Source organism: Streptomyces sp. AC558_RSS880 (assembly GCF_019049255.1).
Classification (GTDB): domain Bacteria; phylum Actinomycetota; class Actinomycetes; order Streptomycetales; family Streptomycetaceae; genus Streptomyces.
The window spans coordinates 100,645-127,133 of record NZ_JAGMUJ010000060.1 but is presented as its reverse complement, the minus strand read 5'-3'; the positions used below and the strand labels follow the sequence as shown (position 1 = coordinate 127,133).

Below are 26,489 nucleotides of genomic sequence, written 5' to 3'. Positions count from 1 at the left end.
GACCACGAGGGGGGTGAGGGGGACGGGGAGGTTGGAGTGGGGGGGTGGGGTGGTGGTGGATGTGGTGGGTACGACGCTCGCGGCGTGAGTCGCGGCCGGGGTGGGCGCCGTGCCCCGCGTACGGTCCACAGCCCCCGTGCTCAGCCCCGGCTCCTGCCGCAGCACCGCCCCGTGCAGCGCGGCCAATTCGGGGCTCGGATCGACCCCCAGCTCCCCCACCAGCCGGGTGCGGAGGTCCTCGTACGACGCGAGCGCCTCGCTCTGGCGGCCCGCCGCGTACAGGGCCCTCATCTGGACGGCGCGCAGGCGCTCCCGCAGCGGGTGGAGCGCGACGAGGTCGGCGAGCTCCCCGGTGAGGAGCGCGTGGTCCCCGGCCTCCAGGCGTGCCTGGGCCTGCTCCTCCAGCACGGAGAGCCGTTGCTCCGCCAGGCGCTGGGCGGCCGCCCGTACGAAGGGGCCGTCCGCGAAGTCCGCGTACGCCGGTCCGCGCCACAGCTCCAGGGCCTCGGTGAGCAGCGAGGCCCGGGCGCGCGGGTCCTGGACGGGGCGGGCCTGTGCCACCAGGGCCCGGAAGCGTACGGCGTCCACCTCGTCGCCGTCGTCGAACCGCAGCCGGTATCCAGGGGGTTGGCGCACCACCCGGTCGCGGCCGATGACCCGGCGCAGCTGGGAGACCTTGGCCTGGAGAGCGCCCGCGGGCCTGCCCGGCGGGGCGTCTCCCCACAGGTCGTGGATGAGGCGGTCCGCGGACACCGGTCCTCCGTCGTTCGCGAGCAGATCCGCCAGCAGGGCCCGGACCTTGGCTTCGGGGACTCTGACTTCCCGTCCCTCGCCGTCCCACACCGCCAGTGGCCCGAGCACCCCAAACCGCATAGGCGCCACCGTACAGGTCCGGGGCACCGGCCCCCGGGGCTCCGGGCACCCACCGCCCCGACCGCCGGCCGGCCCGAAGGTTTCCCGAAGGTTCCCCGAAGCGCCCGGGCGCAGAGTCGTCCTCGCGAGCGATACCGCGATGCGTCCCCGCGGGCGGCACCTGGAGGGAGCGGCAACCATGACCAAGTACGCGCACAGGAAGGCCCTGGTCGTCGGTGAGGCCACCGATATCGGCCTGGCCATCGCCAAGCGGCTCGTGGAGGGCGGGGCGAGCGTCCTGCTGACCGCCCGCACCGACGCCGAGCGCGCCCACGCGGTCGCCGAACTCGGCTCCGTCGCCCGGGTCGTCACGCCGTCGGCCGTGGGGGCCGCCATCACCGGGGACGGCACCACCGGCTTCGGCGGCGTCGGTCTCCTCTTCACCGACGCCGTCCCCACCGCGCGCCTCCTGCTCCCGTACGTCGAGGACGGCGGCGCGATCGTACTGACCGCCCCCACCCCGTGCCCCGACGCCGTGCGGGCGCTCGCCGCCGAACTCGCCGCCCGGGGCATCCGTGTCAACGCGGTGGCCCCGGGTTGTATCGAGGCGCCGGGATCCGGCGCCGTACCCCTGCCTCCGCTCGGGCGCCTCGGCGCCGCCGAGGAGGTGGCCCGCGCCGCGCTCTTCCTGGCCACGGAGGCGACGTTCACCACGGGGGCCCGGCTCCCCGTCGACGGCGGCCTCGGCAGCCCGTGACCCCGCGCCCCACCCCCCACCGTCCCCGCACCCCACCTCTCCCATCCGGAAACCTGGAGCACACCCCATGAGCACCGCACCCGACACGGCGCCCACCGCCGCGGCAACGGACCCGAAGGGCGGAGGCGAGGAACAGCGGAAGCTGCCGCTGTTCGCCCTGCTCGCCCTCGCCACCGCCGTCTTCGTCACCAGCCTCACCGAGACCCTTCCCGCCGGTCTGCTGCCCGCGATGAGCAAGGACCTGGGAGTGAGCGAGTCCGCGACCGGTCAGACCGTCACGGTCTACGCGATCGGCACCGCCCTGACCGCGCTCCCGCTCACCGCCGCCACGGCGGGCTGGCGGCGCAAGAAGCTGCTGCTCACGGCCATGGGCGGGTTCGCCCTCGCCAACACCGTGACGGCCGTGTCGTCCGTCTACGAGCTGACGATGGCGGCGCGGTTCGTCGCCGGGGTCGCGGCCGGTCTCGCCTGGGCCCTGCTCGCCGGGTACGCCCGCCGCATGGCCCCCGTGCACCTCCAGGGCAAGGCGATGGCCGTCGCCATGGCCGGGATCCCCGTCGCGCTCTCCCTCGGTGTGCCCGCGGGGACGTTCCTCGGCGAGTGGCTCGGCTGGCGCGTGGCGTTCCTGTCGATGACGGTGCTCACGGTCGTACTCCTGGTGTGGATCTTCGTGGGCGTACCGGACTTCCCCGGCCAGGGGCGCGGCGAGCGGCCGAAGCTGCTGCGGACCCTGACCGTCCCGGGCGTCTCCCCGGTCCTCTTCGTCACGCTGGTCTTCGTGCTGGGGCACACCATCCTGTACGCGTACATCGCCACGTACCTCGAGGACCTGGGCCTCGGTGGCTCCACCGGCTTCATCCTGCTGGTCTTCGGAGCCGCCTCGCTGGCGAGCATCTGGATCGTCGGCGCGCAGATCAACCGCCGGCTGCGCGGCCTCACCGTCGGCGGCGCGCTGCTGGTCGCCGTGGCCTCGCTGCTGCTGGCCGTCCTCTCCGACACCACCGCCCTCGTCTATGTGGCGGTGGTGCTGTGGGGTCTGGGCTGGGGTGGTGTGCCCACCCTGCTGCAGACCGCCGTCGGTGACGCGGGTGGCGAGTCGGCCGATGCCGCGCAGGCGATGCTCGTCACGCTCTGGAACGTCGCGATGGCGGGCGGCGGCATCGTCGGCGGCATCCTGCTGGACACCCTGGGCAGCGAGTCCTTCCCCTGGACGGTCCTGCTGCTCCTGCTGCCGGTGATCGCGGTCGTGCTCTACGCCCGTCGGGCCGGTTTCCCCGCCCAGCGGCCGGTGGGGGCCTGACGCACCGCGCCCGGGCCATGTTCATGATGTGTTGACACTTCGCCGGTCGGCTCCGGGACCCGGCTCCACCAGTGGCGGAGCCGGGTCCTTCGGGTCCACGCGCCCGTCACGTACGCCCCGCCGAGGGGCGTCTTTGCAGGTCAGACCCCGAACTCGCAAAATAGACGGCCGACCCGGGCAAACTCCGTTCCGGACGGTACTTTCACCTCGTACTGATGTGCCATGTATCCACTCGGGTGCGAGCGGTGACGAGTATCGAGGGGGCGTAGCGTTACATGTCGTCAAGTGAGGTGCGCGCGGCAGTGCCGGGCGACGGCGCGTACATGCGGACGTTCATGGACGAGATCTTCCGGGCGTTCCAGCGGCCGGAGCAGCGCCGTTGGGCCCATGCCTATCTGTGGGCCCTGATCCATGTATCGGGCAAGAAGACACCCCGCCGCATGGCACTGGCGAAGCCCTTACCCCCGGCCGCGGCTCACGGTCTCCACCAGTTCATCAACGCCAGCCCGTGGGAGTGGGCCCCGGTACGCCGCCGGCTCGCCCGCCGGGTCGCCGCGCGGACGACCCCGCACGCCTGGACCGTCGCCGAACTCATCATCCCCAAGCGCGGTGAGCACTCGGTGGGCGTGCACCGGCGCCTCGACCCCGTCACCGGGCGCACCGTCAACTGCCAGCGGGCGCTGGTCTTCTTCCTCGTCTCGGGGACGCAGTGCTACCCGGTGGACTGGAGCCTCGTGCTCGGCGGAGCGTGGGACTCGGACCGGGAACGCAGACGCCGGGCGCGCATCCCCGGGTCCGAGGCCGGGCGCACCCCCGCCGACCATGTCGTCGGGTACGCCGCCGAAGTGGCCGCTCAGCCCCAACTCGCCGGGCTGCCCTGGGTGCTGGACCTGACCCGGTGCGACGACGCGGCGGGAGTCCTCGCGGGCCTCGCCCGGCAACGGGCCGACGTGGTGTGCGAGGTGTCCCCGGACCACCTGGTACTCCTCACCGGGCAGCACACGCCCGTCGTGACCAAGGTGAGCGCGCTCATGGAGGTCCGGCACGCCCGGCAGACCCACGTCCTGCTCCGGCAGACCCCGGACGGCCGGGTCCGGCCCGTACCGGTCCACACCTATGCGGACACGGTCGTGGCGCCGCGGCCCGGCCTCGGCGACGACGTGGGCGTACGCCCGTACCGCCTCCTGGAACGGCCCGACCCGGACGGCCGGCAGCCCGCCCGGTACTGGCTCACCACCCTCACCGACCGGCGGGTGGAGGAGGTCCTCCGGCTGGCGCGCGGCCACGCCGCCGCCCTCTCCGCCGTCACCACGCTTGGCCGCAGATTCGGCGTCCTCGACTTCGAGGGCCGCTCCTTCCCCGGCTGGCACCACCACATGACCATGGCCTCGGCCGCCTACGTCTACCAGCGCCTGCCCGGTGCCGCCGGGGGCACCACCGCCCCGCCGGAAGCGCCACCCCGTGCCCGGACCCCGCCCACCGCACCTCCCGCCGTCGCCCTCACCGGCGCCTCCGACTGACATGGCGGCGCTGCGAACCGACGTGAGGCCGAGGGGAAAGGGTGGGTGGGGCACGTGAGACAGGTACTCGTGGTGGAGCAGGACACCTCCGCGGCGGCGGCCATGGTGAGCGATCTGCGGCGGCAGGGATTCACCGCCCGCAGCGTCTCCACCGGAGAGCGGGCGCTGCGGGTGTACGGAGAAGCGGATCTGGTGCTGTTCTCCCTGGAACTGCCCGATATCGACGGGCTGGAATTGTGCCGTTCCCTGCGCGGCGGCGGGGACACGGCCCTGATAGCGGTCACCGATGCCGACGCCGAACTGGAGCGCGTCCTCGTGTTGCACGCGGGCGCGGACGACTGTGTGGTGAAAACCTGGGGATTCCGGGAAATCGGAGCCCGTATCGAAGCGGTACTGCGCCGGACCCGGCCCCGGCAGGACCTTCCGGGCACCATTTCCCTGCGCGATCTGCATATCGATCCACGCAGGCAGGAAGTTCGGCTCGGGGGACGGCTCGTCGGCGTCACTTCGAAGGAGTTCGAGCTGCTCTACACCCTGGCCGCCACCCCGGAGACGGTCGTGACGCGGAAAGAGCTGATGGCCCGGGTCTGGGGCAGTGACTGGGGACACACCAGCCGCACGATCGACACGCATGTGAGCAGCATCCGGGCGAAGCTCGGCTCCAGCGGCTGGATCATCACGGTCCGGGGCGTCGGCTACCGGATGGGGTACGCCTGGCAGATGTCGGAGACGCCCTCGGGCTGAGCGGATCGGGCGTACGGCCCCGGGACACGCGTGCTCCCGGGGCCCTCGCCGTTCCCCGGAGCACGCACGCTCCCCGGGCCCCCGCCGTCACACCGCCGCCCCCTCCAGCCGCCGCAGCAGCGGGTGGTGCGCCTCGCCCTTCTCCCCCACCGCCCGTCGCGCCCACCAGGCCGAGGCCAGGTTCGAGGTCAGCAGGGTGCGGTGCGGCTCGCGGCGGGCCAGCTCGGTCAGGGCGGCGAGCGTGCCCATGCCCGTGCCCGTGAAGAGCAGGGCCGTGTCGGCGGGCAGCTCCCGCTCCCGTATCCGCCGCAGGATGGCCCCGGTCGTCACCGCGTACGGATCGAAGTGCGCGTCCCCGCCCGGACGCGCCGCTTCCTCCGCCGGGACGAGCACCACCCCGTCGACCGTGAGGCCGGCCCGCTCCCAGAAGGCGCGGGAGGTGTCGGTGAGCCAGGGCTCGTACGGGGAGACGAGCGTCAGGCGGGTCACCCCGAGCGCCTCGCAGGCCGCGAGGATCGCCTGCGTGGAGGACTGCACGGGCGAGCCGACGCGCTCGGACAGCTCGTCGCAGAAGGCCCGGTCGCCCGCCGGCTCCAGCAGGTAGTGCGATGCGCTGCACGCCACCACCGTGGCGTCCAGGCGCAGCGCACCGAAGCTGCCGAGCAGGGTGGGGAGCACCTCGTTGTACGTCTCCAGCATCGCCCGGAGCCCGGCCCCGGGAGTCACCGGGAAGCGGGAGGTGTACACATTCATTCCGGCGCCGAGCAGATGCATGAACTCGGGTTCCGCCGTGGGGTTCTCCGGCGGTACGACGACCCCCAGCCGGGGCAGCGAGAAGAGATCCATGCCCAGCACCGTAGGGCGTACGTCACATCAACGGGTGTTCTTCGTCCGCTATTTGGCATGCCTGGACACCACCCTTGCACTCCCTTTCCTTCCTGACATTCCTTGACACTCCGCAACACAGCCCTCACACGGCAGACATTGATCTTCCCGGCCAGGCACCGAAGGATATGACTCAGCGAATACAGCACTTCGGTCGACCCTTTTCGGGAAAGAGGAGAAAGAGAAATGGCAGCAGCAGGACCCGAGAAACTGGAAAGGCCGCCCCGTATATCGGACGCGACGCTGCGGGACTCCGCGCACATGGCGGGGGTGGAATTCGGCCCCGCGGACGCCGCCGCCATCGCGGGCCTGTTGGTGCGGACGGGCGTCGAACTCGTCGAGGTGGGCATGGTCTCCGGACCGGACTCCAAGGACGCCGACCTCGTCCTCGCCACCCACGAGGCGGTCACCGCCGAGCGCAGCATGACGCTCGTCGTCGTACGCGACCGCCGCCAGGTCGCCCGTGCGCTGGACGAGGCCGAGCGCCTGGGCGTGCGCCACATCATGTACTCGATCCCCACCTCCGAGCAGCACGCGCAGCTGAAACTCGACTCGGCGAGCCCCAAGTTCCTTCAGACGCTGGCGCGTTCGGCGATCCAGCAAGCGAAGGAGCGCGGCTTCCACGTCACGTTCAGCGGTGAGGACGGCGCCCGGACGCCCCGGGAGCGGCTCGTCCCCTATGTGGAGGCGGGGTTCGCGGCGGGGGCCGACCGGTTCCGGCTCGCGGAGACCGTCGCGTACCTCTCGCCCTGGCAGATGGAGGAGATCATCGCGGACATCACCGCGATCGACGGCTCCGAGATCGAGATCCACTCGCACAACATGCTGGGCATGGCCGTCGCCAACTCCCTGGCCGCCGTGCGGGCGGGTGCCCAGTGGATCTCCGCGACCGTCGGCGGGATCGGGGAGCGCGGCGGCAACGCCCCGCTGGCCGAGCTGCTCACCTCGCTGCGCGTCATCCACGGCGACACCCGCTTCGACCTCACCCACCTCACCGAGATGTCCCGGATCGCCCTGCGGGGCGCCGGCCTCGGCGACTCCTTCCAGTCCGGGCCGACCACCCCGCACGCCTTCGCGTACGAGCTGCCGGGCCAGCTGAACCACCCGCACGCGTACGAGACACTGCCCGCCGAACTCGTCGGCAACAGACGCGAGTTGCGCGTCCGCAGCCGCCTCACCACCGCCCTCGTCCACTGGGCCCTGGCCGATTCGGGCCTGGAGGTCGACGTCGACGCCTTCACCCCGTGGCTGGCCGAGCGGCAGGAGCGGGACGGCCGCCCGCTGTTGGACCGGGACACGATCCGCAAGGCCGCCATCGACTTCCGCCCCGTACCCGCGTAACCCGCCCCCTGTATACGGAGTTCACGATGTCCACCGCCACCCTGACCGGCGTATGCCCCGAGTGCGAGACCGACCTGACCGTCCCCCCGGTCGCCCCGGGCGAGACGCTCTCCTGCCCCGAGTGCATCCTGACCCTCCGCGTCGAGGCCGTCGAGGACGGCCGGCTGACGCTGGAGATGGTCGAGGTGCAGCTGCGCGACTGGGGCCAGTGACATGGGCACTGTCCGTCCCGTCGCGGTCGTCGCGGACCGGATCGCCTGGGAGGAACGCCTGCTCATCGAGGCGGCCCCGGCGTTCGGCCTCCGTCTCGACTGGGTCAACGACGAGTCCCTCTCCCTCGGCCACCCGGACGCCCCGTCGATCAAGGGGTACGACACCCTCCTCATCCGCAGCCGCAGCTACACGCGCGGCGGCCTGATCGCCACCCTGGCCGAGGCGGCCGACGTCCCCACGCTGAACACCGCCCGGGCCATCCACGCCTGTGAGAACAAGGCCGCACTGCGCGCCCTTCTCACGACCGCCGGGGTACCCGTCCCCGACCACCGGCTCGTGCTCTCCCGCAAGGACTTCGACAAGGCGCTGGCCGAGCTGCCCCTGCCTCTCGTCCTCAAGCCCGTCTTCGGCGGGATGGGCAAGCGGGTCACGCTGATCCGGCACGCCGACACCGCTCACTCCGTGTACGACTACATCGAGGACCTGGCCCACGCCTTCGAGCAGGCCAGTGTGGTGGAGCCGTACCTCGGCGGCAGCTCGGTGCGGTGCCTGGTCGTCGGGCGGGAGCTGATCGGGGCGGCCGAGTTCGAGACCGGCGGCAGCGACTGGCGCAACAACGCGGCCCTCGGCAACAAGAACCGCGCCGTCGCCCACGACCCCGACGTACTGAAGATCGTCGACGGTGTGGTGGACGTGCTCGGACCCGGCATCTACGGGGTCGACCTCTTCGCCACCCCCGACGGCTTCGTCGTCAACGAGGTCAACCACGCCCCCGGCTTCCGGGCCGTGGCCTCCGCCACCGGAGCGGACATCCCCTCGGCCATCGGCCGTCATGTGCAGGAGCTACTCGCATGATCCGTGCAGGAGTCGTCGGCGCCTCCGGGCTCGCCGGCGGCGAACTCATCCGCCTCATCACCCAGCACCCCGACCTGGAACTCACCTTCCTGGGCGGCTCCTCCCACATCGGCCGCCGCCCCTCCGAGCTCCACCCCGGCCTCCGCAACGACCAGGGTCTGACCATCCAGCCGGTCACCGAGGACATCGTGGACAAGGTCGACGTCCTCTTCCTGGCCACCCCGGCACCGGTCTCGGCCGACCTCTCCTCGCTGCTCGCCGACCGCGTCCCGGTGATCGTCGACCTCAGCGGCGCGTTCCGCATCCGTACACCGGAGCTGCACAACCGCTGGTACCCGAAGGTCGAGCGCCGCGCCGACCTGGCGGACCGCTTCGTCTACGGCGTACCGGAGCTGATCGGCGACCAGTTGAAGGACGCCGCACTCATCTCGCTGCCCGGCTGCTACGCCACCGCGATCACCCTGGGCCTCGCGCCGCTCACCCTCGGCCTCGGACTCGACCTGAAGACGGTGGTGGTGGACGGCAAGAGCGGGTCCAGCGGTGGCGGCGTCCGACTGCGCACCTCCGACCTGCACCCGTTCCGGGCCGGAGCCATCGCCCCCTACTCCCCGACCGGGCACCGGCACGCCGCCGAGGTCGGCGACTTCCTGGAGCGGAGCAAGTCCGGCACCATCGGGAACCTGTCCATGTCGGCGTACGGCGTCCCCAACGTGCGCGGGCTGCTGACCAGTTCGTACGTGTTCACCGACGAGAAGGTGGACCGGCGCGAGCTGAACCGGGCCTATCTGCGCTTCTACAAGGGGCGCCCGTTCGTCCGGGTGCGGCGGCACCACGAGACGCTGATCCCGGTGCCCGACCCTCAGGTCGTCCTCGGCTCCAACTATGCGGACGTCACGGTGCTGTTGGACGAGGAGGGTGGCCGGATCGTCGTGCTCACCGCACTCGACAACCTGGTCAAGGGCGCCGCGGGCCAGGCCGTGCAGGTGACGAACCTGCGCTTCGGCCTGCCGGAGGAGACGGGGCTGACGCAGCAGCCGGTGATGCCGGCATGACAGCGGACCGTTCCGTCCCGACTGTGGTGAAGCTCGGCGGCAGCTGCCTGGACGATCTCGACGGCATCTGGTGGGACGACCTGGCCCGGCACGGCCAGGACCGCCCGCTGGTCCTCGTGCACGGCTGGTCCAAGCCGCTGAAGAGACTCGACGCCCGCTACAGCGAACCGTCGGCGATCCTGCGCGACCGGTACGGCAACCAGAGCCGGTGGACCACGCCCGAGGTCATCGACGACATCAAGACGGTCAGCGCCACCCTGGCCGAGGACGTCCTCGCGCGGCTGAAGAACCGCGGCATCACCGCCGAGCGGCTGCTCGGCAGCGACGGGCTGATCGGCGCGGGAGTGGGCGAGCGGTGGTGGTGGCGGGAGAAGCAGCTCGTGGAGCTGGAGAACCTCGTCGGCCCGATCACCGGGGTCGACCCGGCCCCGCTCAAGAACCTCCAGCCGGCCCACGCCTACCTGGTCACCCCGCTCGCCAGGAACGCGGCGGGCCAGGAGGTCAACACCGACGCCGACCGGGCCGCCGCCGCGATCGCCGGGGCCACCGGCGCGTCGGACCTGGTCCTGGTCACCGACGTCGGCCATCTACTGATCGACGACGAGCCGGTACGCCGGATCAGCGCACAGGACGCGGCCGCCTTCCGCGACAAGGGCGCCAAGGGCGGCATGCGCAAGAAGCTGCGGGCGGCGGGCGAGGCCCTGGAGCGCGGTGTGGAGCGGGTCGTCATCGGCAGCGCCGCCGTCACGGAGCTGCTGGACGGCTCCACCGGCACGCTGATCACGAAGGCTCCCGGCGGGGCCGGTACGTCAGGAGCCGACGCATGAGCCGGTCCCGCGTACTGGTCGTCGACAACGGAACGCTTTCGCTCAAGCAACTCCGTTCCCGATTGGAAGAACTGGGCTCGGAAACGGAAACGGTCGAGGCCTCCTCCGTACCCGCCCGGGTGGACGGCCACTACCAGGCCATCGTGTTGAGCGGCACCAAGGTGCGCGCGTACGACAGCGAGTTCTACAAGCCCCTGATCGACCTGGTGACGACAGCGGACGTGCCGGTCCTCGGCATCTGCGGCGGGATGCAGATCCTCGCCGTCGCGGCCGGCGGACGCCTCGCGGAGGGGCCGCAGCGGGTCGGCGGCTACGAGGTGCGGGTGGACACGGAGGAGCCGCTCTTCACCTACGTGAAGCCCACGGTCACCGTCTTCCACCGGCACACCCTCTACCTCCAGGAGGCCCCGGCGGGCTACCGCTCCATCGGCCGCTCCGAGCACGCGCCCGTGGAGTTCCTGCGCTCGGACGACGGCCGGATCCACGGCGCCCAGGCCCACCTGGAGTTCCGCAGGGACGGTCTGGAGATCCTGCGGGGCTTCGCACAGCTCTACCAGTGACCCGAGCCCCTGCCGACCCCTTCGTACAGAACAAGGACTTCGCCATGAGCGCAGCAGTGGAAGAACCGCAGGAACCCGCCCTCACCGTCCACCTCAACGGCAGCGGCGGCGCCATCAAGGGATGGGTGGTCGTCGACACGCTCGTCGACGGCCTGGCGATGGGCGGCACCCGGATGACCACCGGGGTCACCGAGGAGGAAGTCGCGGGCCTGGCCCGGGACATGACCGAGAAGTTCACCCTGGCGGGGCTGCGCATCGGCGGCGCCAAGGCCGGGATCGTCGCCGACGCCACGAATTCCGAGGGCGCGGGCCGCGACGAGACCTTCCGCACCTTCGGCCGCACGGTGAAGCCGCTCCTGCACGGCGGCATCCACCTCGGCATCGACATGGGCGTCACCCCCGCCGACCGAGCCGTCTTCTTCGAGGAGGCCAAGTACGACCCCCGCTACCGGCTGGGCGCCCCGGACATGCCGATCGACTGGCGTACGTACTACGAGCCCCTGATCGACGCCACCGGCCACGGTGTCGGGGTCGCCGCGATCACCGCCCTGGAGGCGAGGGGCCGCACCGAACCCGCCCGGGTCGTGGTGCAGGGGTTCGGCGCGGTGGGCCGGGCGGTGGCGCGGTTCCTGGAGGACCGGGGGCACATCGTCGTGGGCATCGCGGACATCCGGGGCACGATCAGCGCGGACCGGCTGCCGGTGTCCGAACTCGTCGCCGTCACGGACCGGTTCGGGGCCATCGACCGCAGCCGACTGCCGCAGGATGTGAAGCTGTCCGGCGAACCGGACGCCTGGCTGGACGTGGACGCGGACATCCTGATCCTGGCCGCGCAGAAGTACGCGATCAACGCCGAGAACGCCCACCGCCTGCGGGCCGGCCTGGTGGTCGAGGGTGCCAACCTCGCCTCCAGCGCGGCGGCCAAGGAGAAGGTGGCCGCGTCGGGGGCCGGTCTGGTCCCGGGCGTGATCGCCAACATCGGCGGCGCCGCCTCGGCTGCCTTGGCCGTCACCCGGGTCGTCCCCTTCGGCCTGGAGGCCGCGGCGCGCAAGGCGTGGGTCTTCGACTGGGTCGGCGACCGGGTCCGGCAGAACACCCGGGACCTGCTGGAGATCGCGGCCTCCCGGGCAGGCGACCCGCTCCCCGAGCTGCTCGCGGCCCGCCGGAAGGAGCGCTGATGAGTACGGCGGCGAAGGAGCGGCCGGTCGACGCCGCGGCGGCCGCTCCTGGCGAACGTGCCGCCGAGTACCGCCGCCGCGGCTGGTGGCGGGACGAGACCTTCCTCGACGACCTGCACCGCCAGGCCCGGGAGCGCCCTCGCCGGCTGGCCGTCGCGGGCCGGCGCGTGGCGGAGTCCCGTACCGACACACTCGATTACGCCGAACTGAACCGGCTGACCGATCGGTTCGCCCTGGCTCTGCTGGAACTGGGCGTTCGACGGGGCGACTTCGTCGCCGTACAGCTCCCCAACCGGTGGGAGATGGTGCCGCTGATCTTCGCCTCCATCCGGGTCGGCGCGGTCATCATCCCGATCTCGCCCCTCTGCACGGAGGAGGAGCTGCGCCACCGACTCGGCCTCACCGAGGCCAGGGTGTGCATCACCCTCCCGGAATGGTCGGGCACCCCGCTGGCGGAGATCGCCACCCGCCTCAGCCACGAACTTCCCTTCCTGGAACACGTGTTGGTGGTGGACGGGCCGCTGTCCGAGGGCGCGCTCTCCTTCCACGAGCACTTCGTGGCGAACGAGCGGGAGGAGCAGGAAGGTGCCGCCGCCCGGCTGGACGGTCTGGCGCTCGGCGCGGACGACCCGTTCGTGGTCCTGTTCACCTCCGGCACCACCGGCCTGTCCAAGGGGGTCCTGCACAGCCAGAACACGGTGCACTCGGCCGTACGCGGGTATGTCGACGCGTTCGGAGCGGGGGAGGGCGGCGACGGTGCCGGCTGGGTGGCGGCGGTCTCCACACCGCTGGTCCACTACTCGGGGTTCGCGCAGGGCGTCCTGGCCGGGGTCATGCTGGGCGGTACCGTCGCCTTCCAGGACGTACGCCGCAACGAGGCGCTGCTGGACCTGGTGGAGCGGTACGGGGCGACCCTGCTGTACGGGCCGCCCGCCACCCTCGCCGATGTGGCCGCCTCCCAGCGCGCCGAGCGGCGGGACACCAGCACGCTGCGCCATGTGGTGATCGGCTCGGCGCCGGTCCTGCGGGAGCTGGCCGACGAGGTCCACGAGACGCTCGGCGCCCGCGCCCACTCCCTGTGGGGCATGTCGGAGAACGGCCCCGTGACCACCACCCGGCCCGAGGACCCCGACGGCTGGTCGGCGCGGAGCAACGGCCGCGCGATCGACGCCATGGAGACCCGGATCGAGACGTCGGAGGCGTACGGGGCTTCGGCCGCCGCGGGCTCCGTCGGGAGGCTCAAGGTGCGGGGCGCATCGCTCGCTCTCGGGTACCACCGGCGCCCCGAGGCGTTCGCGGCCGAGCTGGACGAGGACAGCTGGTTCGACACCGGCGACCTCGCCCGGGACGACGGCCGGGGCGGCATCCGCATCATCGGCCGGGCCCGGGACGCGGTCCTACGGGACGGGCGGGTGGTGCCGATGACGGAACTGGAGGCTGTGATCGGCAGCCACCCGAAGGCGGCCGAGGCCGCACTGGTGGGGCTGGAGGCCGCGAACGGGGCGGGCAACGTGATCGTCGCCGTCGTGGTCCCGCGCGGTGGACAGGGCCCGACGCTGGAGGAGGTCAGGGCCCGGGTCACGGAGGCGGGCCACGACGCCCGCTTCCTTCCCGACCGGGTGGAACACGTCCCCGCCCTCCCCAAGACCCTGACCGGCAAGGTCCGCAAGGCCGAGCTGCGGGAGCGGTACGCCGCGCGCACCCCCGCCTGACCCCGTACACGTACACCCACCGAGCACTGGAGCTGCTGCCATGCCCGAACCCACACCGGTCTCCATGTCGGCGACCCTCGCCGCCGACGAGGCCCTGGCCCGACGGCGCCGGGCCGGGGAGCGGGTCCTGTCGATGGCGAGCGGGGAGATCGGCCTGCCCGTCCTCCCCGCCCTCAGGGACCGGCTCGCGGCGGCGGCCGGCGAGAACGCGTACGGCGCCGTCGCCGGAAGCCCCGCCCTGCGCTCCGCCGTCGCCGGGTACTGGGAGCGGCGCGGCCTGGCCGTCGACCCGGGGCTCGTCGTGGCGGGCCCCGGCAGCAAGTCGCTGCTGTTCGCCCTGCTCCTGGCCATCGGCGGGGACGTGATCGTGCCGGTGCCGAGCTGGGTGAGCTACGCGGCCCAGGCCCGGCTGGCCGGGGCGCGGTCCGTCCCCGTACCGATCCTGCCGGGGCAGGGCGGGGTGCCCGACCCGGACCGGCTGCGCGAGGCGGTCACCGACGCGCGGACGGCCGGGCAGCACCCCCGGGCGGTGGTCGTGACCGTGCCGGACAACCCGACCGGGACGATCGCCTCGGCCACCACCGTACGGCGGCTGGCGCAGGCGGCCCGCGAACTGGACCTCGTCATCGTCTCCGACGAGATCTACCGCGACCTGGTCCACGACGGCTCCGAACCGGCCGTCTCCCCGGCCCTGCACGCACCCGAGCGGACCGTCGTCACCACCGGGCTCACCAAGAACCTGGCGCTCGGCGGCTGGCGCACGGGCGTGGCCCGGTTGCCCGACAGCGAGCTGGGGCGCGCCCTGCACACCCGGCTCACCGCGGTCGCCAGCCAGATCTGGTCCAGCCCGCCCGCCCCGGTGCAGACGGCGGCCGCGTACGCGTTCGGGGAGCCGCCGGAGGTCACCGAACGCGTCGCGGCGAGCCGGCGGCTGCACCGGGCGGTGGTGCGCGCGGTCGCCGCCCGCTTCACCGCCGTGGGCGCGGAGCTCGCCCCCACCGCCGCGACCTGCTACCTCTACCCGGACTTCGAACCCCTGCGGGAGCACCTGGCCGAGGCCCACGGCGTGCACGGAGGCGACGGCCTGGCCGCGTTGCTCTCCGAGCGGTACGGGGTCGGCGTCCTGGCCGCCACCGCCTTCGGGGAGCCCGGCCGCCCCCTGCGCATCCGCGCGGCGACCAGCCGCTTCTACGGCGAGACCGCCGAGCAGCAGACGGCGGCGCTGGAGACGGCGGGATCGGCGGATCCGCTCTCCCTGCCGTGGATAAGGGAATCCGTCGACCGGGTCGGCGAGGTCCTGGCCGACCTGGCGGGGTCGCCGGTCCCCGCTCTCGCCCCGCACGCCTGATGTCACCCGACTCGTCCACGTACTGAAGGAGTCACCGATGCCCCACTCCCACCTCCCCGTCCTCTTCGAGGCCCGGTACGACGGCGAACGCCATGTCGGCTTCGGCCGCCCCGAGGAGGGCACGCAACAGACCCTGTACCGGGTGGAGGACGGCCAGGTCGCCGCCGCCTTCATCGCCACCGACGGCTCGGAGGAGGCCCTGCGGGCCGCTCTCACCGAGGGCGCGGCGACCGTCGTCGTCACGGCCAGGGACCCGGGACTGCGCCTGCTGCCTCCCCTGCTTCCGGGGGCCACCGGTAACGCCCTGCTGAGCGGTTTCATGGGCACGCACAAGAAGAAGTGGGGCGGCGAGACCGCTCCGGAAGACGGGGAGTTCATCCCGCCCAAGTGGTTCTTCAAAGGGTTCGGCGACTGGGTGAGGCTGCCCGGCGAGGATCTGAACGTGCCCGCCCGGCCGGTCGCCCTCATCGAGGAGCCCGAGGTCGCCCTCGTCTACGTCAACGACGCCGACGGCACCCCGCACTACGCCGGCTACACCTTCGGCAACGACCTGTGCGACATCGGCCTGCACCGCCAGGACCCGGGCTACAACCCGTACTGCAAGCTGTGCGACACCGCCCTCTCTCCGTTGCTCTTCCTCGGCCCGCCGCCGCGTACGGTGACCGGCAGGGTCACCATCGTCCGGGACGGCGCGACGGCCTGGGAGGGCCCGTTCGACTGCGGCGACGACGCCCTCTACCACCGGGTGCGCGACATGGCGGACCACCTGTTCACGTTCCCGGCGGTACGGCGTCCCGGGCTGGTCAACTACGTGCTCCTGGGCGCCGACGAGGCGAGCTTCCACGACGGGTTCCGGATCGCCGACGGCGACCGCATCGCCATCGACGTGAAGAGCCACGGGGTCGCCTTCGAGAACCAGGTGCGGTATGTCTCCACGGCCCCGTCCACCACCCCGGCCGCCGCTCCCGCGCCTGTCACCACGGCATGAACACCGCGTGAAACCGGGCCGGTCGATCTGTGCAGACGGAGTCCGGCCCAGGCACGCTCTGAGGACCACCACCCCGCCCACCCCGTTCCGCCGCCGGACTTCGCAGGAGGAGGCCGCACCGTGCCCGCCACCACCAAGAAACAGGTGCATCTCGCAGCGCAGCTGCCCGGCATCCACAATGTGACCGTCTGGTCGGACCCGCGCTCCGAGAGCCAGATAGCCATCGGCTCCTTCATGCGGCTCGCGCAGACCGTCGAACGCGGCAAGTTCGACTTCTTCTTCCTTGCCGAAGGACTGCGGCTGCGCGAGCACAAGGGGCAGGTCTACGACCTGGACATCGCGGGACGGCCGGAGAACCTGACCGTGCTGAGCGCCCTGGCCGCCGTCACCACGCACCTGGGCCTGGTCGCCACGGTCAACGCCACCTTCAACGAGCCGTACGAGGTGGCGCGCCGGTTCGCCACCCTGGACCGGCTCAGCGGCGGCCGGGCCGGCTGGAACGTGGTCACCAGCTACGACGCTTTCACCGGCGAGAACTTCCGCCGGGGCGGCTTCCTCCACGAGGCCGACCGTTACACCCGGGCCGCCGAATTCCTCACCACAGCACGGGAGTTGTGGGACAGCTGGTCGGGAAGCGACCTGAAGGCCGACGCGGCGACGGGCGAGTTCGTCACCTCCGGAGCCGGCCGCTTCGCCCACCGGGGGCAGCACTTCGACATCTCCGGCCGGTTCACCACCCCGCCGGGACCGCAGGGCCACCCGGTGATCGTCCAGTCCGGCGAGTCCGACGCGGGCCGCGAGTTCGCCGCGTCCGACGCCGAGGTCATCTTCAGCAAGCACAACCGGATCGATGTGGCGCGGGAGTTCTACCGGGATGTGAAGCGGCGCCTGGCCACTTACGGCAGGAGCCCCGATGACCTGCTGATCCTCCCCACCGCCAACGCGGTTGTCGCCGACACCGACGAGGAGGCCGCCGCGTACGCGGAGGAGATCAGCCGCAAGCTGGTCAGCCCGCAGACAGCGATCGCCCACCTGGAGGCGGTCTGGGGCCGCGACCTGTCCGCGTACGACCCTGACGGGCCACTGCCCGACATCGAGCCCGAGGACGACGCCCACTTCCTGAAGGGGCACTCGGTGTTCCGCAAGGGCCGGGCGGAGACGGCGCGACAGTGGCGCAGGCTCGCGAAGGAACGGAACCTCTCCATCCGGGAGCTCGTCATCGAGGTCGGTGGGCGGCAGACGTTCGTCGGCAGCCCGCGGACGGTCGCCGACGCCATCGACGACTACGTCCAGACCGAGGGCGCCGACGGCTTCGTCCTCGTACCTCACCTGACCCCCGGTGGCCTGGACGACTTCGTGGACCGGGTGGTGCCGATCCTTCAGGAGAAGGGGGTCCACCGCGACGACTACACCGGCACCACACTCCGGGACCACCTCGGCCTGTCCGCCGCACCCCGCCCGGCCGCGTGGGGCGGCCCCGGACAACCCCTGCGCGACGAGCGTCCGCGCGGCCGGAAGGAGACCTCAGTATGACCGGCACGACCGGCCCGACCGGCGCCCCCGACCCGAAGGGCACCCCGGCCGCCGCCTCCGGCACGCCCACCGCTCCCCTGCACCTGGCCGTCGCCCTCGACGGCGCGGGCTGGCACCCGGCGGCCTGGCGGGAGGAGGGCGCCCGGCCGGGTGAGCTCCTCGACGCCGTGTACTGGGCCGACCTGGTCGCCGAGGCCGAGCGGGGCCTGATCGACTTCGTCACCTTCGAGGACGCGCTCGGCCTCCAGTCCGCCGCCTTCCACCTGCCCGACGACCGCACCGACCACGTCAGGGGGAGCATCGACGCGGTGCTGCTCGCCGCCCACCTCGCCCCGCTCACCACGCACATCGGCCTGGTCCCGACCACCAACGTCACCCACACCGAACCGTTCCACCTCGCCATCGGCATCGCCACCCTCGATCACGCGAGCAAGGGCCGGGCCGGCTGGCGCCCGCAGATATCGTCCCGCGCGGCCGACGCCGCGCACTTCGGCCGCCGGACCACGCCCCAGCTCACCGAGGACGACGTGACCGACCCGGAGCTGATCTCCCAGCCGCTGCGCGCGCTCTTCGCGGAGGGCGCCGAGGTGGTGGAGGCAGCCCGGCGACTCTGGGACAGCTGGGAGGACGGAGCGGAGATACGGGACGCGGCGACGGGCCGCTTCCTCGACCGCGACAAGGTCCACCACATCGACTTCCAGGGCTCGAACTTCAGCGTGAAGGGCCCGTCGATCACCCCGCGCACCCCCCAGGGCCAGCCTCTGGTGGTGAGCCTCGCGCACGCCACCATCCCGTACGAGTTCGCCGCCCTCAGCTCCGACGTCGTCGCCGTCACCCCACACGACCGGCCGGGCACGGCGGCGGTCCTCGCCCAGGTCGCCGAGGCGGTGGAGCGCACCGGCCGTGACGTGACGGAACGCCCGCTGCGGACCTTCGCGGATCTCGTCGTCTTCCTGGACGACGAACCGGGCGCCGCCGCACGGCGCAAGGTCCGCCTGGACGAGGTGGCCGGAGCAGAACTCGCCTCGGACGCCGAGATCTTCACCGGTACGCCCACCGAACTGACCGACCTCCTCCTGGACTGGCGCTCCACCGGCCTGGACGGCTTCCGTCTCCGCCCGGGCACCCTCCCGCACGACCTCACGGCGATCACCAGGGGCCTGGTCCCGGAGTTGCAGCGGCGCGGGGCCTTCCGTACGGAGTACACGTCCACCACGCTACGCGGACACCTGGGGCTGGCACGCCCCACCAGCCGCTATTCCAGAGCTGGTTGACGCCTCACCGACGGGAGCCTGCCCCCGGCACCCACCGCCGACGTTCAGCACCCGGGTGCGGGGCTCCGTCATGGATCCGGGGCGGACCGTCATCAGCGCATGCCGGCCGCGCACCACTGTCGTACTCGAGGCGACCGCCGGCCCACAGCCACCGCTCGCGCACGGCGCGGGCTTCCCGTGCCGGGTGGAGTTGACCGGCAGTGGTCCGGTGACCGTGACCGGGTGGTCGCGGGCTGCCTGTTCCAGATGGACCAGGGAGGTGTAGCCGCCGTCGACCAGGTGCTCGGCGGACAGCAGCCCGCGGTGTTTGAGCCGGGTGCGGATGCCGGGCAGCGCCTTCGCTTCGTAGCCGATGGCGTCGGTGGCGGCCACATCAGTGATCACGTTGACGCCGTCAGGATCACAGGTCTCGGTGAGACGCGCGACGAGCCCTTTCCAACGGGTGACGTGTCCGCGGCGCGCGTAGCGGGCCGTCGGGTCGTGGGGTGAGACGACCGCGACGGCACCGCGGCCACTGTCATCGGTCGGCACCCAGAACATAAGCACGAGCACCGGCCGCTCCCGACCGGGATGTGGGATGGACGCGGCCGTACGGTCATCGCCCCACAGGGAGCGGAAAGCGCGCACGTCAACCGAGCGCGTGGCGCACCTCGACCGGGTCAAGGTGCGCCTCAGCCCCGTCAAGTGCGCCGGTCCCCAACCGGTCCCCGAAAATAATCAAAAGGCCGTTTCAGATCTCCTCTGAAACGGCCTCTGGCCTGCGACTTCGCAAAGTCGGGACGACAGGATTTGAACCTGCGACCCCTTGACCCCCAGTCAAGTGCGCTACCAAGCTGCGCCACGTCCCGATGCGTTTCGCGCGGTGAACCGCGTGATCACGCAGGTCAACATTACCGCATCGGGACGCTGGGGTGGTCAGCCCCGTACGGCGGGGGACGCGGGCTTCGGTTCCGGGACGGCCGGCCGTGCGGAGGGGGAGGCCAGGCGTGTGGCGCGGCGGGCCGGGACCAGGAGGGCCGCGCCCGCCGCCGCGAGGCAGAGTACGGCGAGCAGGGCGAAGCCCTGGGTGTAGCCGGACTCGTACGGCAGGCCCGAGGGCTGGAGCCGGCCGGTGACCAGGACGCTGGTGATCGCGGCGCCGACGGAGCCGCCGATGGTGCGGATGTTGGCGTTCATGCCGGTCGCGGCGCCGGTCTGGTCGACGGGGACGCTGCCGACGATGAGGTTGGCCATGGCTGCGAAAGCCAGTCCGATGCCGAGGCCGAACACGCCGGCGGCCAGGGCGATCTGCCACTGCTGCTCGTGCCAGAGGGCGAGGATGCCGCAGGCGAGCGAGCCGAGCGCGGCGCCGGCCGTCAGGAGCGTCTTGGCGCCCACGACCGGCTCCAGCCGGCCGCTGAGCACCCCGGAGAGGAACATCGCGACCAGCATGGGCAGCATCAGGAGCCCGGCGGTGGTGACGCTCGCGCCGAAGCCGTAGCCCGCCGAGTCCGGGGTCTGCACGAAACCGGGAAGGAAGGACCAGATCGCGTACATGCCGGCGCCGAAGAGCAGTGCGGCCGTGTTGGTGGTCCACACGGCGGGCAGCCGCATGACACGCAGGTCGATCAGCGGGCTGCGGGAGCGGGACTCGGCGTACAGCCACAGCGCGAACAGGACGACGGCGGCGCCGAGGAGTCCGAGGACGCGGGCGGAGCCCCAGCCCCAGCTGCCGGCCTGGCTGAGCGGCAGCAGCAGGGCCACCAGCCATGCCGAGAGGAGCCCGGCGCCCGTCCAGCTGACGCCGCCTTCGGATCGATTGGGGGACTCGGGTACGTAGCGCAGGGCGATCAGGGTGGTCACCGCGACGACGGCCACGGGGATCCAGAACAGCCAGCGGTAGTCGAGTGCGGTGACGATCGGGCCTGCCGCCACCATGCCGACGCCACCGCCGGCAGCGATCACGGCGGACAGGTTGCTGATGCTGCCGCTCACCTCGGAGGCCTGGAACTCGTCGCGGATGATGCCGAAGGAGAGCGGGAACAGGGCGCCGCCGACGCCCTGGACGACCCGGGCGAGGATGAGGACGCCGATGGTCGGCGCGAGGGCGGCGAGCAGACAGCCGACCGCCACGGCGACGAGGACGCCGACGAGGGTCCGTTTACGGCCGACCAGGTCGCCGACGCGGCCGAGGATCGGGGTGAACACCGAGGCGGACAGCAGATACGCGGTCATCACCCAGGTCGCGGTGGACTGCGAGGTGTGCAGCGCGTGCTGGACGGTCGGCAGGGCCGGCGCGATCAACGACTGCAGCATGGAGAACACACCGGCACCGGTCGCGAGGACCGCGAAGGTGAGGCGGGTGGACGTGCGGGGCATGGAGAACCTCTCCGAATCCGAACGGGGTGCGGCCGTCGTTCCGCGGTCGGCGTGCCACGGCGGCCGGGTGCGGGCCGGTGCGCACGCGGGCGGCATCGGGCACTCCGGCGGCCGCGGGAGGCGGTCGCGGAACGTCGGCACGGGACGGGGGCGGTGCGCCTGGCGCAGGGCCCGTGAGGGAGGTCGTACGCGGAGGTACGGGAGCAAGGGGGTGTGGGGTGCCGAAGCGTTCGTCGACGCGTGCGGCCGCACGCGTCGACGGCGATCGAACCCCGCACTGCTAAAGTGGAGGTACCCCTCCACTGTAGCGGAGGCATACCTCCGTTTCAATCCGAGCCCCGTCCGGGAGGCAGTCGTGACCGCCCAGCCGTTCCCCGTCAGCGAGATCGTGGCGTCCCGGCGACCGCACCGTAAGGACGCCGCCCGCAACTACGACGCCCTGCTGGCCGCGGCCCGCGAGGCGTTCGCCGAGCACGGCTCGGAAGCCTCCCTGGAGGACGTCGCGCGCCGGGCGGGCGTCGGCATCGGCACCCTCTACCGGAACTTCCCGACCCGCCGGCACCTGTTCGAGAGCGTCTACGCGGGCGAGGTCGATGACCTGTGCCGGTTCGCGGAGGAGGTCGCCGACGGGGAGCCGTGGGAGGCGCTGACGGCGTGGCTGCGCCGGTTCGTGGACTACACCGCCACCAAGCGGGCCGTCCGGGAGGCGCTGGACGGCGAGTCGGAGATCTTCCTGGCGTCCCGGGAGTCGATGTACGCGGCGGGCGGTCCGCTGTTCGAGCGGGCGCAGCGGGCCGGACAGGCGCGGGACGACATCACCTTCGACGACCTGTTGCGGATGGTCGCCGGGATCACCGCGACGAACTTCCTCGACGACGCCCAGCGCGACCGGGTGCTGGCCGTCGCCCTGGACGGGGTGCGCGCCGGGCACTGAGTCGCGACGCGCCGCGGGGCGGCCCCTCCTCCCCCGGGGCCGCCCCGCGGATCTGTCGGGTGGTGCGCGATCAGCGGTGTGCCGTCGGCGGGGGCGTGCCCCCAGCCGTGCGGCGCTCTCGTTCAGCTCGCGCCACACCTTCGGCGTCACCGGTATCCCCCGCTCGGCCGCCACGGCCGCGCCGCGCTCACCGGGGTGGAACACACCGTCGGGGCCCTCTGCCACCGGCAGGCCCAGGTTGGGGCCCGCGTTGCGCTTGAGCTGGACGCCGCGGCGGACGGCCAGGTCGGTGCAGTAGCCCCACAGGTGCCGCTGGGCGGCGAGGCACTCCATGGCCTTGCGCTTGGTCTCCCACACCTCGGTGATGTCGAGCAGGACCTCCGGCCTGAAGCCGCTCGTCTCGGGCCGGTGCGGCTCGAAGCAGAAGACGGGCGGGGCGCCGATGATCTCGCCCTCGCCCGGGTAGCCGATGGCCTGGGCGAGGACGCGGGCCTGGAGGGCCATGCGGTGGGCGGCCGGCAGGTCCTCCCTTTGTCCTGTCAAAAGGTTGACAGGATGCGGGGTCCGCGCGGAGGGTAGGCGGACAGGACACGGACCGGGCCGGAGAGAGGCTTTCATGGTGGATGCGCTGGGCGTCGCCGTCGTCGGATTCGGCTGGATGGGGCGGGTGCACACCCAGGCGTACGCACGCGTGCGGCACCACTATCCGCAGCTGGCCCTCCGCCCCGAACTGGTCACGGTCGCCGAGGAGGTGCCGGGCCGGGCCGAGGAGGCCGCCGCGCAGTTCGGGTTCGCCTCGACGACCCGCGACTGGCGGGAGGTGGCCGCCGATCCCCGGGTGCGGGCCGTCAGCATCACCGCCCCGAACTTCCTGCACCGCGAGATCGGTGTCGCGATGGCCGAGGCCGGCAAGCACATCTGGATCGAGAAGCCGGTGGGCCTGGGCGCGGACGACGCCCGTGCGGTCGCGGACGCGGTCGCCAAGGCCGGAGTCCAGGGCGCGGTCGGCTTCAACTACCGCAACGCGCCCGCCGTGGAGGCGGCCCGCGAGCTGATCGCCTCCGGTGACATCGGCACCGTCACCCATGTCCGCATCCGCCTCTTCAGCGACTACGCGGCCCATCCCGAGGGCGCGCTGACCTGGCGCTACGAGCGGGAGCGCGGAGGCAGCGGGGTGCTCGGCGACCTGGCCTCGCACGGCGCCGACCTGGCCCGTTTCCTGCTCGGCGACATCGCCTCGCTGACCGCGGACACGGCGGTCTTCGTGCCCGAGCGGGCCCGTCCCGCCGGCGCCACGGCCGGTCACTCCCGCGCGGCCGGCGGTGAACTCGGCCCGGTGGAGAACGAGGACTACGTCAGCTGTCTGCTGCGGTTCGCCTCCGGTGCGCGCGGGGTGCTGGAGGCCTGCCGGGTGTCGGTCGGCGAGCAGAACAACTACGGCTTCGAGGTGCACGGCACCGAGGGAGCGGTGTTCTGGGACTTCCGCCGGATGAACGAACTGGGCGTCAGCCGGGGCACCGTCTACCAGGACCAGCCCGTCAGCACGGTCTACGTCGGCCCGGCGCATGGGGAGTTCGGGGCCTTCCAGCCGGGTGCGGCGAACGCCATGGGCTACGACGACCTGAAGGTGATCGAGGCGTACCGGTTCCTGCGCTCCGTCGCGGAAGGGGTTCCGTACGGTGCGGGGCTCGCGGACGCCGTGCACAGCGCGGCGGTGCTGGACGCGATGGCCCGGTCGGCGGAGAGCGGGGCCTGGGTGACGCCGGAGGTGTCCTGACGTTTTTCCTCGCCCCGCGTCGGAGCCGCACATCGACACGACCCCGCGCCCCTATAGGGGCGCGGGGAACTGCGCGAAGGGGGTCTGAGGGCGCAGCCCCCAGGGACGGGACGGGAAGGGGCGGCGGGGGCGAGAAACCCTTCGGCTCAGCCCCGGCCGTCACCCCGCCGTCGTCGGGGGCGGCATGTTGTAGGGGGTCACGACCTGGATCGCGGAGGGAAGCGTGGGGCCCGCCGGCGGCAGGGCACCGTGCGCCCGCATCACCAGGTGGCAGGCCTCGCGCAGATCGTGCCGCAGATCATGGTGGAGCACGGCGGACAGCCGGTGCTCGCGCAGCAGCCGGGTGTTGTCGTGGTCGAGATCGTGCGCGACGAACACCGCGCACTCCCGCCCGGCGTCCTCGAAGGCGCGCAGGGTGGCGATGTTGCCGCCGCCGATCGAGTAGACCGCGCGGATCCCCGGGTCGCGTTCCAGAGCGGCCCGGACCAGGTCGTACTGGGTGGCGTCCAGACCCTGCCCCTCCGCGATCTCGACGAGGGCCCGCCCGGGGAACCGGGCGCGCATGGTGGCGCGGAAGCCCATCTCGCGCTCCTCCTCGTTGCGGAAGGAGCCGCTGGAGAGGCTGGTGAGCACATTGCCGGGGCGGTCACCCAGCCACTGCCCCATGAGGTAGGCGGCGGTCGCGCCCGCCGCCCGGTTGTCGCTGCCGACATACCCGACCCGGACGCTCGCCGGCAGATCCGTCACCAGGGTCACCACGGGAACCCCGGCCGCCGCGAGCCGGCCGACGGCCGCGGTGACCTCGGGAACGTCGGGGGCCTTGAGGAGCACGCCCTGGGAGCCGCGCCGGCCGATCCGGTCCAGGACGGCGACCAGTTCCCCCGCCGGGCCCGTCTCCCGGAAGTGGAAGCGGGAGCGGACCACCGCCGGGTGCAGGGAGGGCAGTTCGGCCTCCAGGGCGGCCCGTACGGCGGTGGAGAACCGCTCCGGCGACTGCATCACGATGTCCACCATGAACGTCCGGCCGACCAGCCGGACCTGGGTGCGCTGCCGGTCCAGGTCGGCGATCGCCCGGCGCACCTCCCGCGCGGTGCTCTCCCGCACGCCGCCCCGGCCGTTGAGGACCCGGTCCACCGTGGCCTCGCTCAACCCGGCCTGACGTGCGATTTCCCGGATCGGGAAGGGGTGGCCCACATCCGCTCCTGAGGGGTTTTTGATGGCTTGCTGCTGGTTGTTCGAAGGGTTTGTACTGACAAGAATGACATCAGCCGCGTCGCTCCGTGACCCGAAGGGACGGCCCCATGTCCGCATCCACGTACCAGCGAATCCCCGCGCCCGCCGCCTGGCTGTCCGAGCGGGACTGCGACCTGGACGCCTTCCGCGCGCTGGTCGAGCAGCCGACGGATGCCGCCGCCTACCCGCACGCCAGTGGCGTCGAGCGGAACGTGCCGCTGTACGACGCCGACCGGCTCGCCCTCGCCGACCGCCGTGCCGTACAGACCGAGCTGGTGCGCGCGTTCGCGGACGGCCCCGGCATCGTGGTGATCCGCGGGGCCTTCGCCGACCCGGCGGTCGTGGACCGGACCACCGCCGTGTTCGACGCCCTGATCGCCGAGCAGCGCGCCTCGGGCGCCGGCGCCGGTGACCACTTCGCCCGGCCGGGCGCCAACGACCGGGTGTGGAACGCCTTGGAGAAGGCGGCCCTGTACGACCCCGAGGCGTTCGCCGAGTACTACGCCAACGAGATGATCGCGCTGGTCTCCTCGGCCTGGCTCGGCCCCGGCTACCAGGTCACCTCCCAGGTCAACGTGGTCAATCCGGGCGGCGCGGCGCAGACCGTGCACCGCGACTACCACCTCGGCTTCCTCTCTAACGAGGTCGCCGCCGGCTACCCGGCCCACGTGCACCACCTCTCCCCCGTGCTCACCCTCCAGGGCGCGGTGGCGCACTGCGACATGCCCGTCGAGTCCGGGCCCACGCTGTACCTGCCGCACTCGCAGAAGTTCGAGCCCGGCTACCTCGCCTGGCGGCTGCCGGAGTTCCGGGCGTACTTCGAGGAGCACCACGTGCAACTCCCCCTCGCCAAGGGCGACGCGGTGTTCTTCAACCCGGCGCTGTTCCACGCCGCCGGCGCCAACCACTCGGCGGACATCCGGCGCATGGCCAACCTGCTCCAGGTGTCCTCGGCGTTCGGCCGGGCGATGGAGACGGTGGACCGCGAGGCCGTGGTGGGCGCCGTCTACCCGGTGCTCCTCAAGCGGCGGGGCGAGGGCGCCGGCGAACGGTGGCTGGAGAACGTGATCGCGGCGAGCGCCGAGGGCTACCCCTTCCCCACCAACCTCGACAGCGACCCGCCCGTCGAGGGCCTGGCCCCGCCCTCGCAGGCCGACGTCGTACGCCGGGCCCTGCGCGAGGGATGGACCGCCCGGACCCTGCGGGGCGAACTGCGGGCCGGCGCCAAGCGGCGCGAGAGCTGAAAGG

The 26,489-nt window shown here is 72.4% G+C and carries 24 protein-coding genes, 1 tRNA gene and 1 pseudogene; 19 read left to right on the top strand and 7 right to left on the bottom strand.

What is annotated here, in order from left to right; genetic code table 11:
• Positions 1–873 (bottom strand): AfsR/SARP family transcriptional regulator (locus KUM38_RS21345; protein ID WP_254397526.1); only part of this gene is annotated, 873 nt, incomplete at its 3' end.
• 178 nt (positions 874–1,051) lie between these two features.
• Between KUM38_RS21345 and KUM38_RS21340 the strand changes: the two genes are divergently transcribed.
• The 4 genes from KUM38_RS21340 (at position 1,052) to KUM38_RS43310 (ending at position 5,173) form a co-directional block, all read left to right on the top strand.
• On the top strand, positions 1,052–1,609 hold the full coding sequence (locus tag KUM38_RS21340) for an SDR family oxidoreductase (RefSeq protein ID WP_217131015.1): 558 nt from the start codon (positions 1,052–1,054) through the stop codon (positions 1,607–1,609).
• Positions 1,610–1,676: 67 nt separating this feature from the next.
• Positions 1,677–2,909 carry an MFS transporter gene (locus KUM38_RS21335; protein WP_217131014.1) on the top strand — a complete coding sequence of 411 codons (1,233 nt, stop codon included), beginning with the start codon at positions 1,677–1,679 and terminating at the stop codon, positions 2,907–2,909.
• Positions 2,910–3,184: 275 nt separating this feature from the next.
• Entirely contained in the window at positions 3,185–4,429 is a 1,245-nt protein-coding gene (locus KUM38_RS21330) for a transposase (RefSeq protein WP_254397525.1), read from the top strand.
• A gap of 54 nt (positions 4,430–4,483) precedes the next feature.
• Positions 4,484–5,173, top strand: a complete 690-nt coding sequence (locus KUM38_RS43310; RefSeq protein ID WP_217131013.1) for a response regulator transcription factor — start codon at positions 4,484–4,486, stop codon at positions 5,171–5,173.
• Between the two features lie 87 nt (positions 5,174–5,260).
• On the opposite strand, the gene KUM38_RS21320 is transcribed toward KUM38_RS43310, so the two are convergent.
• Complete coding sequence (locus KUM38_RS21320; RefSeq protein ID WP_217131012.1) at positions 5,261–6,019, bottom strand: arylmalonate decarboxylase; 759 nt, start codon at positions 6,017–6,019, stop codon at positions 5,261–5,263.
• 225 nt (positions 6,020–6,244) lie between these two features.
• On the opposite strand from KUM38_RS21320, the gene KUM38_RS21315 reads away from it, so the two are divergent.
• The 12 genes from KUM38_RS21315 (at position 6,245) to KUM38_RS21260 (ending at position 18,939) form a co-directional block, all read left to right on the top strand.
• Positions 6,245–7,399: a LeuA family protein gene (locus KUM38_RS21315; RefSeq protein ID WP_217131011.1), complete on the top strand. Its 1,155-nt coding sequence runs from the start codon at positions 6,245–6,247 to the stop codon at positions 7,397–7,399.
• Positions 7,400–7,425: 26 nt separating this feature from the next.
• Positions 7,426–7,611 (top strand): lysine biosynthesis protein LysW, encoded by a 186-nt coding sequence (locus tag KUM38_RS21310; protein WP_217131010.1) that lies wholly within the window; start codon positions 7,426–7,428, stop codon positions 7,609–7,611.
• A 1-nt stretch (position 7,612) separates the two neighbouring features.
• Positions 7,613–8,467 carry a RimK family alpha-L-glutamate ligase gene (locus KUM38_RS21305; protein WP_217131009.1) on the top strand — a complete coding sequence of 285 codons (855 nt, stop codon included), beginning with the start codon at positions 7,613–7,615 and terminating at the stop codon, positions 8,465–8,467.
• Positions 8,464–9,519, top strand: coding sequence for an N-acetyl-gamma-glutamyl-phosphate reductase (argC, locus tag KUM38_RS21300; RefSeq protein WP_217131008.1), 1,056 nt, complete (start codon positions 8,464–8,466; stop codon positions 9,517–9,519). Before KUM38_RS21305 ends, argC begins: the two co-directional genes overlap by 4 nt.
• Positions 9,516–10,346 (top strand): acetylglutamate kinase, encoded by an 831-nt coding sequence (locus tag KUM38_RS21295; RefSeq protein ID WP_217131007.1) that lies wholly within the window; start codon positions 9,516–9,518, stop codon positions 10,344–10,346. The genes argC and KUM38_RS21295 overlap by 4 nt, the downstream gene beginning before the upstream one ends.
• Positions 10,343–10,906, top strand: coding sequence for a type 1 glutamine amidotransferase (locus KUM38_RS21290; protein WP_217131006.1), 564 nt, complete (start codon positions 10,343–10,345; stop codon positions 10,904–10,906). The genes KUM38_RS21295 and KUM38_RS21290 overlap by 4 nt, the downstream gene beginning before the upstream one ends.
• A gap of 44 nt (positions 10,907–10,950) precedes the next feature.
• Complete coding sequence (locus KUM38_RS21285; RefSeq protein ID WP_217131005.1) at positions 10,951–12,084, top strand: Glu/Leu/Phe/Val dehydrogenase dimerization domain-containing protein; 1,134 nt, start codon at positions 10,951–10,953, stop codon at positions 12,082–12,084.
• Positions 12,084–13,796, top strand: a complete 1,713-nt coding sequence (locus KUM38_RS21280) for an AMP-binding protein (protein WP_217131004.1) — start codon at positions 12,084–12,086, stop codon at positions 13,794–13,796. The genes KUM38_RS21285 and KUM38_RS21280 overlap by 1 nt, the downstream gene beginning before the upstream one ends.
• A gap of 40 nt (positions 13,797–13,836) precedes the next feature.
• A complete protein-coding gene (locus KUM38_RS21275; protein ID WP_217131003.1) occupies positions 13,837–15,144 on the top strand; it encodes a pyridoxal phosphate-dependent aminotransferase in 1,308 nt (435 codons plus the stop codon).
• Between the two features lie 37 nt (positions 15,145–15,181).
• Positions 15,182–16,132 (top strand): fumarylacetoacetate (FAA) hydrolase, encoded by a 951-nt coding sequence (locus KUM38_RS21270; protein WP_217131002.1) that lies wholly within the window; start codon positions 15,182–15,184, stop codon positions 16,130–16,132.
• A 120-nt stretch (positions 16,133–16,252) separates the two neighbouring features.
• A complete protein-coding gene (locus KUM38_RS21265; RefSeq protein ID WP_217131001.1) occupies positions 16,253–17,665 on the top strand; it encodes an NtaA/DmoA family FMN-dependent monooxygenase in 1,413 nt (470 codons plus the stop codon).
• Positions 17,662–18,939: an LLM class flavin-dependent oxidoreductase gene (locus KUM38_RS21260; protein ID WP_217131000.1), complete on the top strand. Its 1,278-nt coding sequence runs from the start codon at positions 17,662–17,664 to the stop codon at positions 18,937–18,939. The genes KUM38_RS21265 and KUM38_RS21260 overlap by 4 nt, the downstream gene beginning before the upstream one ends.
• Here the strand turns inward: KUM38_RS21260 and KUM38_RS21255 are convergent.
• From KUM38_RS21255 to KUM38_RS21245, 3 genes are all read right to left on the bottom strand, one after another.
• Positions 18,883–19,491 carry a hypothetical protein gene (locus tag KUM38_RS21255; protein WP_217130999.1) on the bottom strand — a complete coding sequence of 203 codons (609 nt, stop codon included), beginning with the start codon at positions 19,489–19,491 and terminating at the stop codon, positions 18,883–18,885. The two genes, KUM38_RS21260 and KUM38_RS21255, sit on opposite strands and share 57 nt — an antisense overlap.
• 222 nt (positions 19,492–19,713) lie before the next feature.
• Positions 19,714–19,787: transfer RNA gene (locus KUM38_RS21250), tRNA-Pro, on the bottom strand.
• Positions 19,788–19,854: 67 nt separating this feature from the next.
• A complete protein-coding gene (locus KUM38_RS21245) occupies positions 19,855–21,297 on the bottom strand; it encodes an MFS transporter (RefSeq protein ID WP_217130998.1) in 1,443 nt (480 codons plus the stop codon).
• A gap of 355 nt (positions 21,298–21,652) precedes the next feature.
• Here KUM38_RS21245 and KUM38_RS21240 point away from each other — a divergent pair, with 355 nt between their 5' ends.
• Entirely contained in the window at positions 21,653–22,231 is a 579-nt protein-coding gene (locus tag KUM38_RS21240) for a TetR/AcrR family transcriptional regulator (protein WP_217130997.1), read from the top strand.
• A 228-nt stretch (positions 22,232–22,459) separates the two neighbouring features.
• On the opposite strand, the pseudogene KUM38_RS41995 reads toward KUM38_RS21240, so the two are convergent.
• Positions 22,460–22,756 (bottom strand): annotated as a pseudogene (locus tag KUM38_RS41995) (PIG-L family deacetylase); the annotation flags it as partial.
• 91 nt (positions 22,757–22,847) lie between these two features.
• On the opposite strand from KUM38_RS41995, the gene KUM38_RS21235 reads away from it, so the two are divergent.
• A complete protein-coding gene (locus KUM38_RS21235; RefSeq protein ID WP_217130996.1) occupies positions 22,848–24,008 on the top strand; it encodes a Gfo/Idh/MocA family protein in 1,161 nt (386 codons plus the stop codon).
• A gap of 159 nt (positions 24,009–24,167) precedes the next feature.
• On the opposite strand, the gene KUM38_RS21230 is transcribed toward KUM38_RS21235, so the two are convergent.
• The gene (locus tag KUM38_RS21230; protein ID WP_217130995.1) at positions 24,168–25,202 is read right to left on the bottom strand and encodes a LacI family DNA-binding transcriptional regulator; all 1,035 of its coding nucleotides are present in this window, start codon (positions 25,200–25,202) and stop codon (positions 24,168–24,170) included.
• Positions 25,203–25,309: 107 nt separating this feature from the next.
• Between KUM38_RS21230 and KUM38_RS21225 the strand changes: the two genes are divergently transcribed.
• Positions 25,310–26,485, top strand: a complete 1,176-nt coding sequence (locus KUM38_RS21225; protein ID WP_217130994.1) for a phytanoyl-CoA dioxygenase family protein — start codon at positions 25,310–25,312, stop codon at positions 26,483–26,485.
• Positions 26,486–26,489 lie beyond the last annotated feature (4 nt).

Excerpts from the sequence above, each read along its gene's own strand:
- KUM38_RS21315 (WP_217131011.1), top strand. The coding sequence starts at position 6,245 with ATGGCAGCAGCAGGACCCGAGAAACTGGAAAGGCCGCCCCGTATATCG.
- KUM38_RS21335 (WP_217131014.1), top strand. The coding sequence starts at position 1,677 with ATGAGCACCGCACCCGACACGGCGCCCACCGCCGCGGCAACGGACCCG.
- KUM38_RS21285 (WP_217131005.1), top strand. The coding sequence starts at position 10,951 with ATGAGCGCAGCAGTGGAAGAACCGCAGGAACCCGCCCTCACCGTCCAC.
- KUM38_RS21260 (WP_217131000.1), top strand. The coding sequence starts at position 17,662 with ATGACCGGCACGACCGGCCCGACCGGCGCCCCCGACCCGAAGGGCACC.
- KUM38_RS21290 (WP_217131006.1), top strand. The coding sequence starts at position 10,343 with ATGAGCCGGTCCCGCGTACTGGTCGTCGACAACGGAACGCTTTCGCTC.
- argC (WP_217131008.1), top strand. The coding sequence starts at position 8,464 with ATGATCCGTGCAGGAGTCGTCGGCGCCTCCGGGCTCGCCGGCGGCGAA.
- KUM38_RS21280 (WP_217131004.1), top strand. The coding sequence starts at position 12,084 with ATGAGTACGGCGGCGAAGGAGCGGCCGGTCGACGCCGCGGCGGCCGCT.
- KUM38_RS21305 (WP_217131009.1), top strand. The coding sequence starts at position 7,613 with ATGGGCACTGTCCGTCCCGTCGCGGTCGTCGCGGACCGGATCGCCTGG.
- KUM38_RS21295 (WP_217131007.1), top strand. The coding sequence starts at position 9,516 with ATGACAGCGGACCGTTCCGTCCCGACTGTGGTGAAGCTCGGCGGCAGC.
- KUM38_RS21340 (WP_217131015.1), top strand. The coding sequence starts at position 1,052 with ATGACCAAGTACGCGCACAGGAAGGCCCTGGTCGTCGGTGAGGCCACC.
- KUM38_RS21270 (WP_217131002.1), top strand. The coding sequence starts at position 15,182 with ATGCCCCACTCCCACCTCCCCGTCCTCTTCGAGGCCCGGTACGACGGC.
- KUM38_RS21245 (WP_217130998.1), bottom strand. The coding sequence starts at position 21,297 with ATGCCCCGCACGTCCACCCGCCTCACCTTCGCGGTCCTCGCGACCGGT.
- KUM38_RS21320 (WP_217131012.1), bottom strand. The coding sequence starts at position 6,019 with ATGGATCTCTTCTCGCTGCCCCGGCTGGGGGTCGTCGTACCGCCGGAG.
- KUM38_RS21275 (WP_217131003.1), top strand. The coding sequence starts at position 13,837 with ATGCCCGAACCCACACCGGTCTCCATGTCGGCGACCCTCGCCGCCGAC.
- KUM38_RS21235 (WP_217130996.1), top strand. The coding sequence starts at position 22,848 with ATGGTGGATGCGCTGGGCGTCGCCGTCGTCGGATTCGGCTGGATGGGG.
- KUM38_RS21330 (WP_254397525.1), top strand. The coding sequence starts at position 3,185 with ATGTCGTCAAGTGAGGTGCGCGCGGCAGTGCCGGGCGACGGCGCGTAC.
- KUM38_RS21310 (WP_217131010.1), top strand. The coding sequence starts at position 7,426 with ATGTCCACCGCCACCCTGACCGGCGTATGCCCCGAGTGCGAGACCGAC.
- KUM38_RS21225 (WP_217130994.1), top strand. The coding sequence starts at position 25,310 with ATGTCCGCATCCACGTACCAGCGAATCCCCGCGCCCGCCGCCTGGCTG.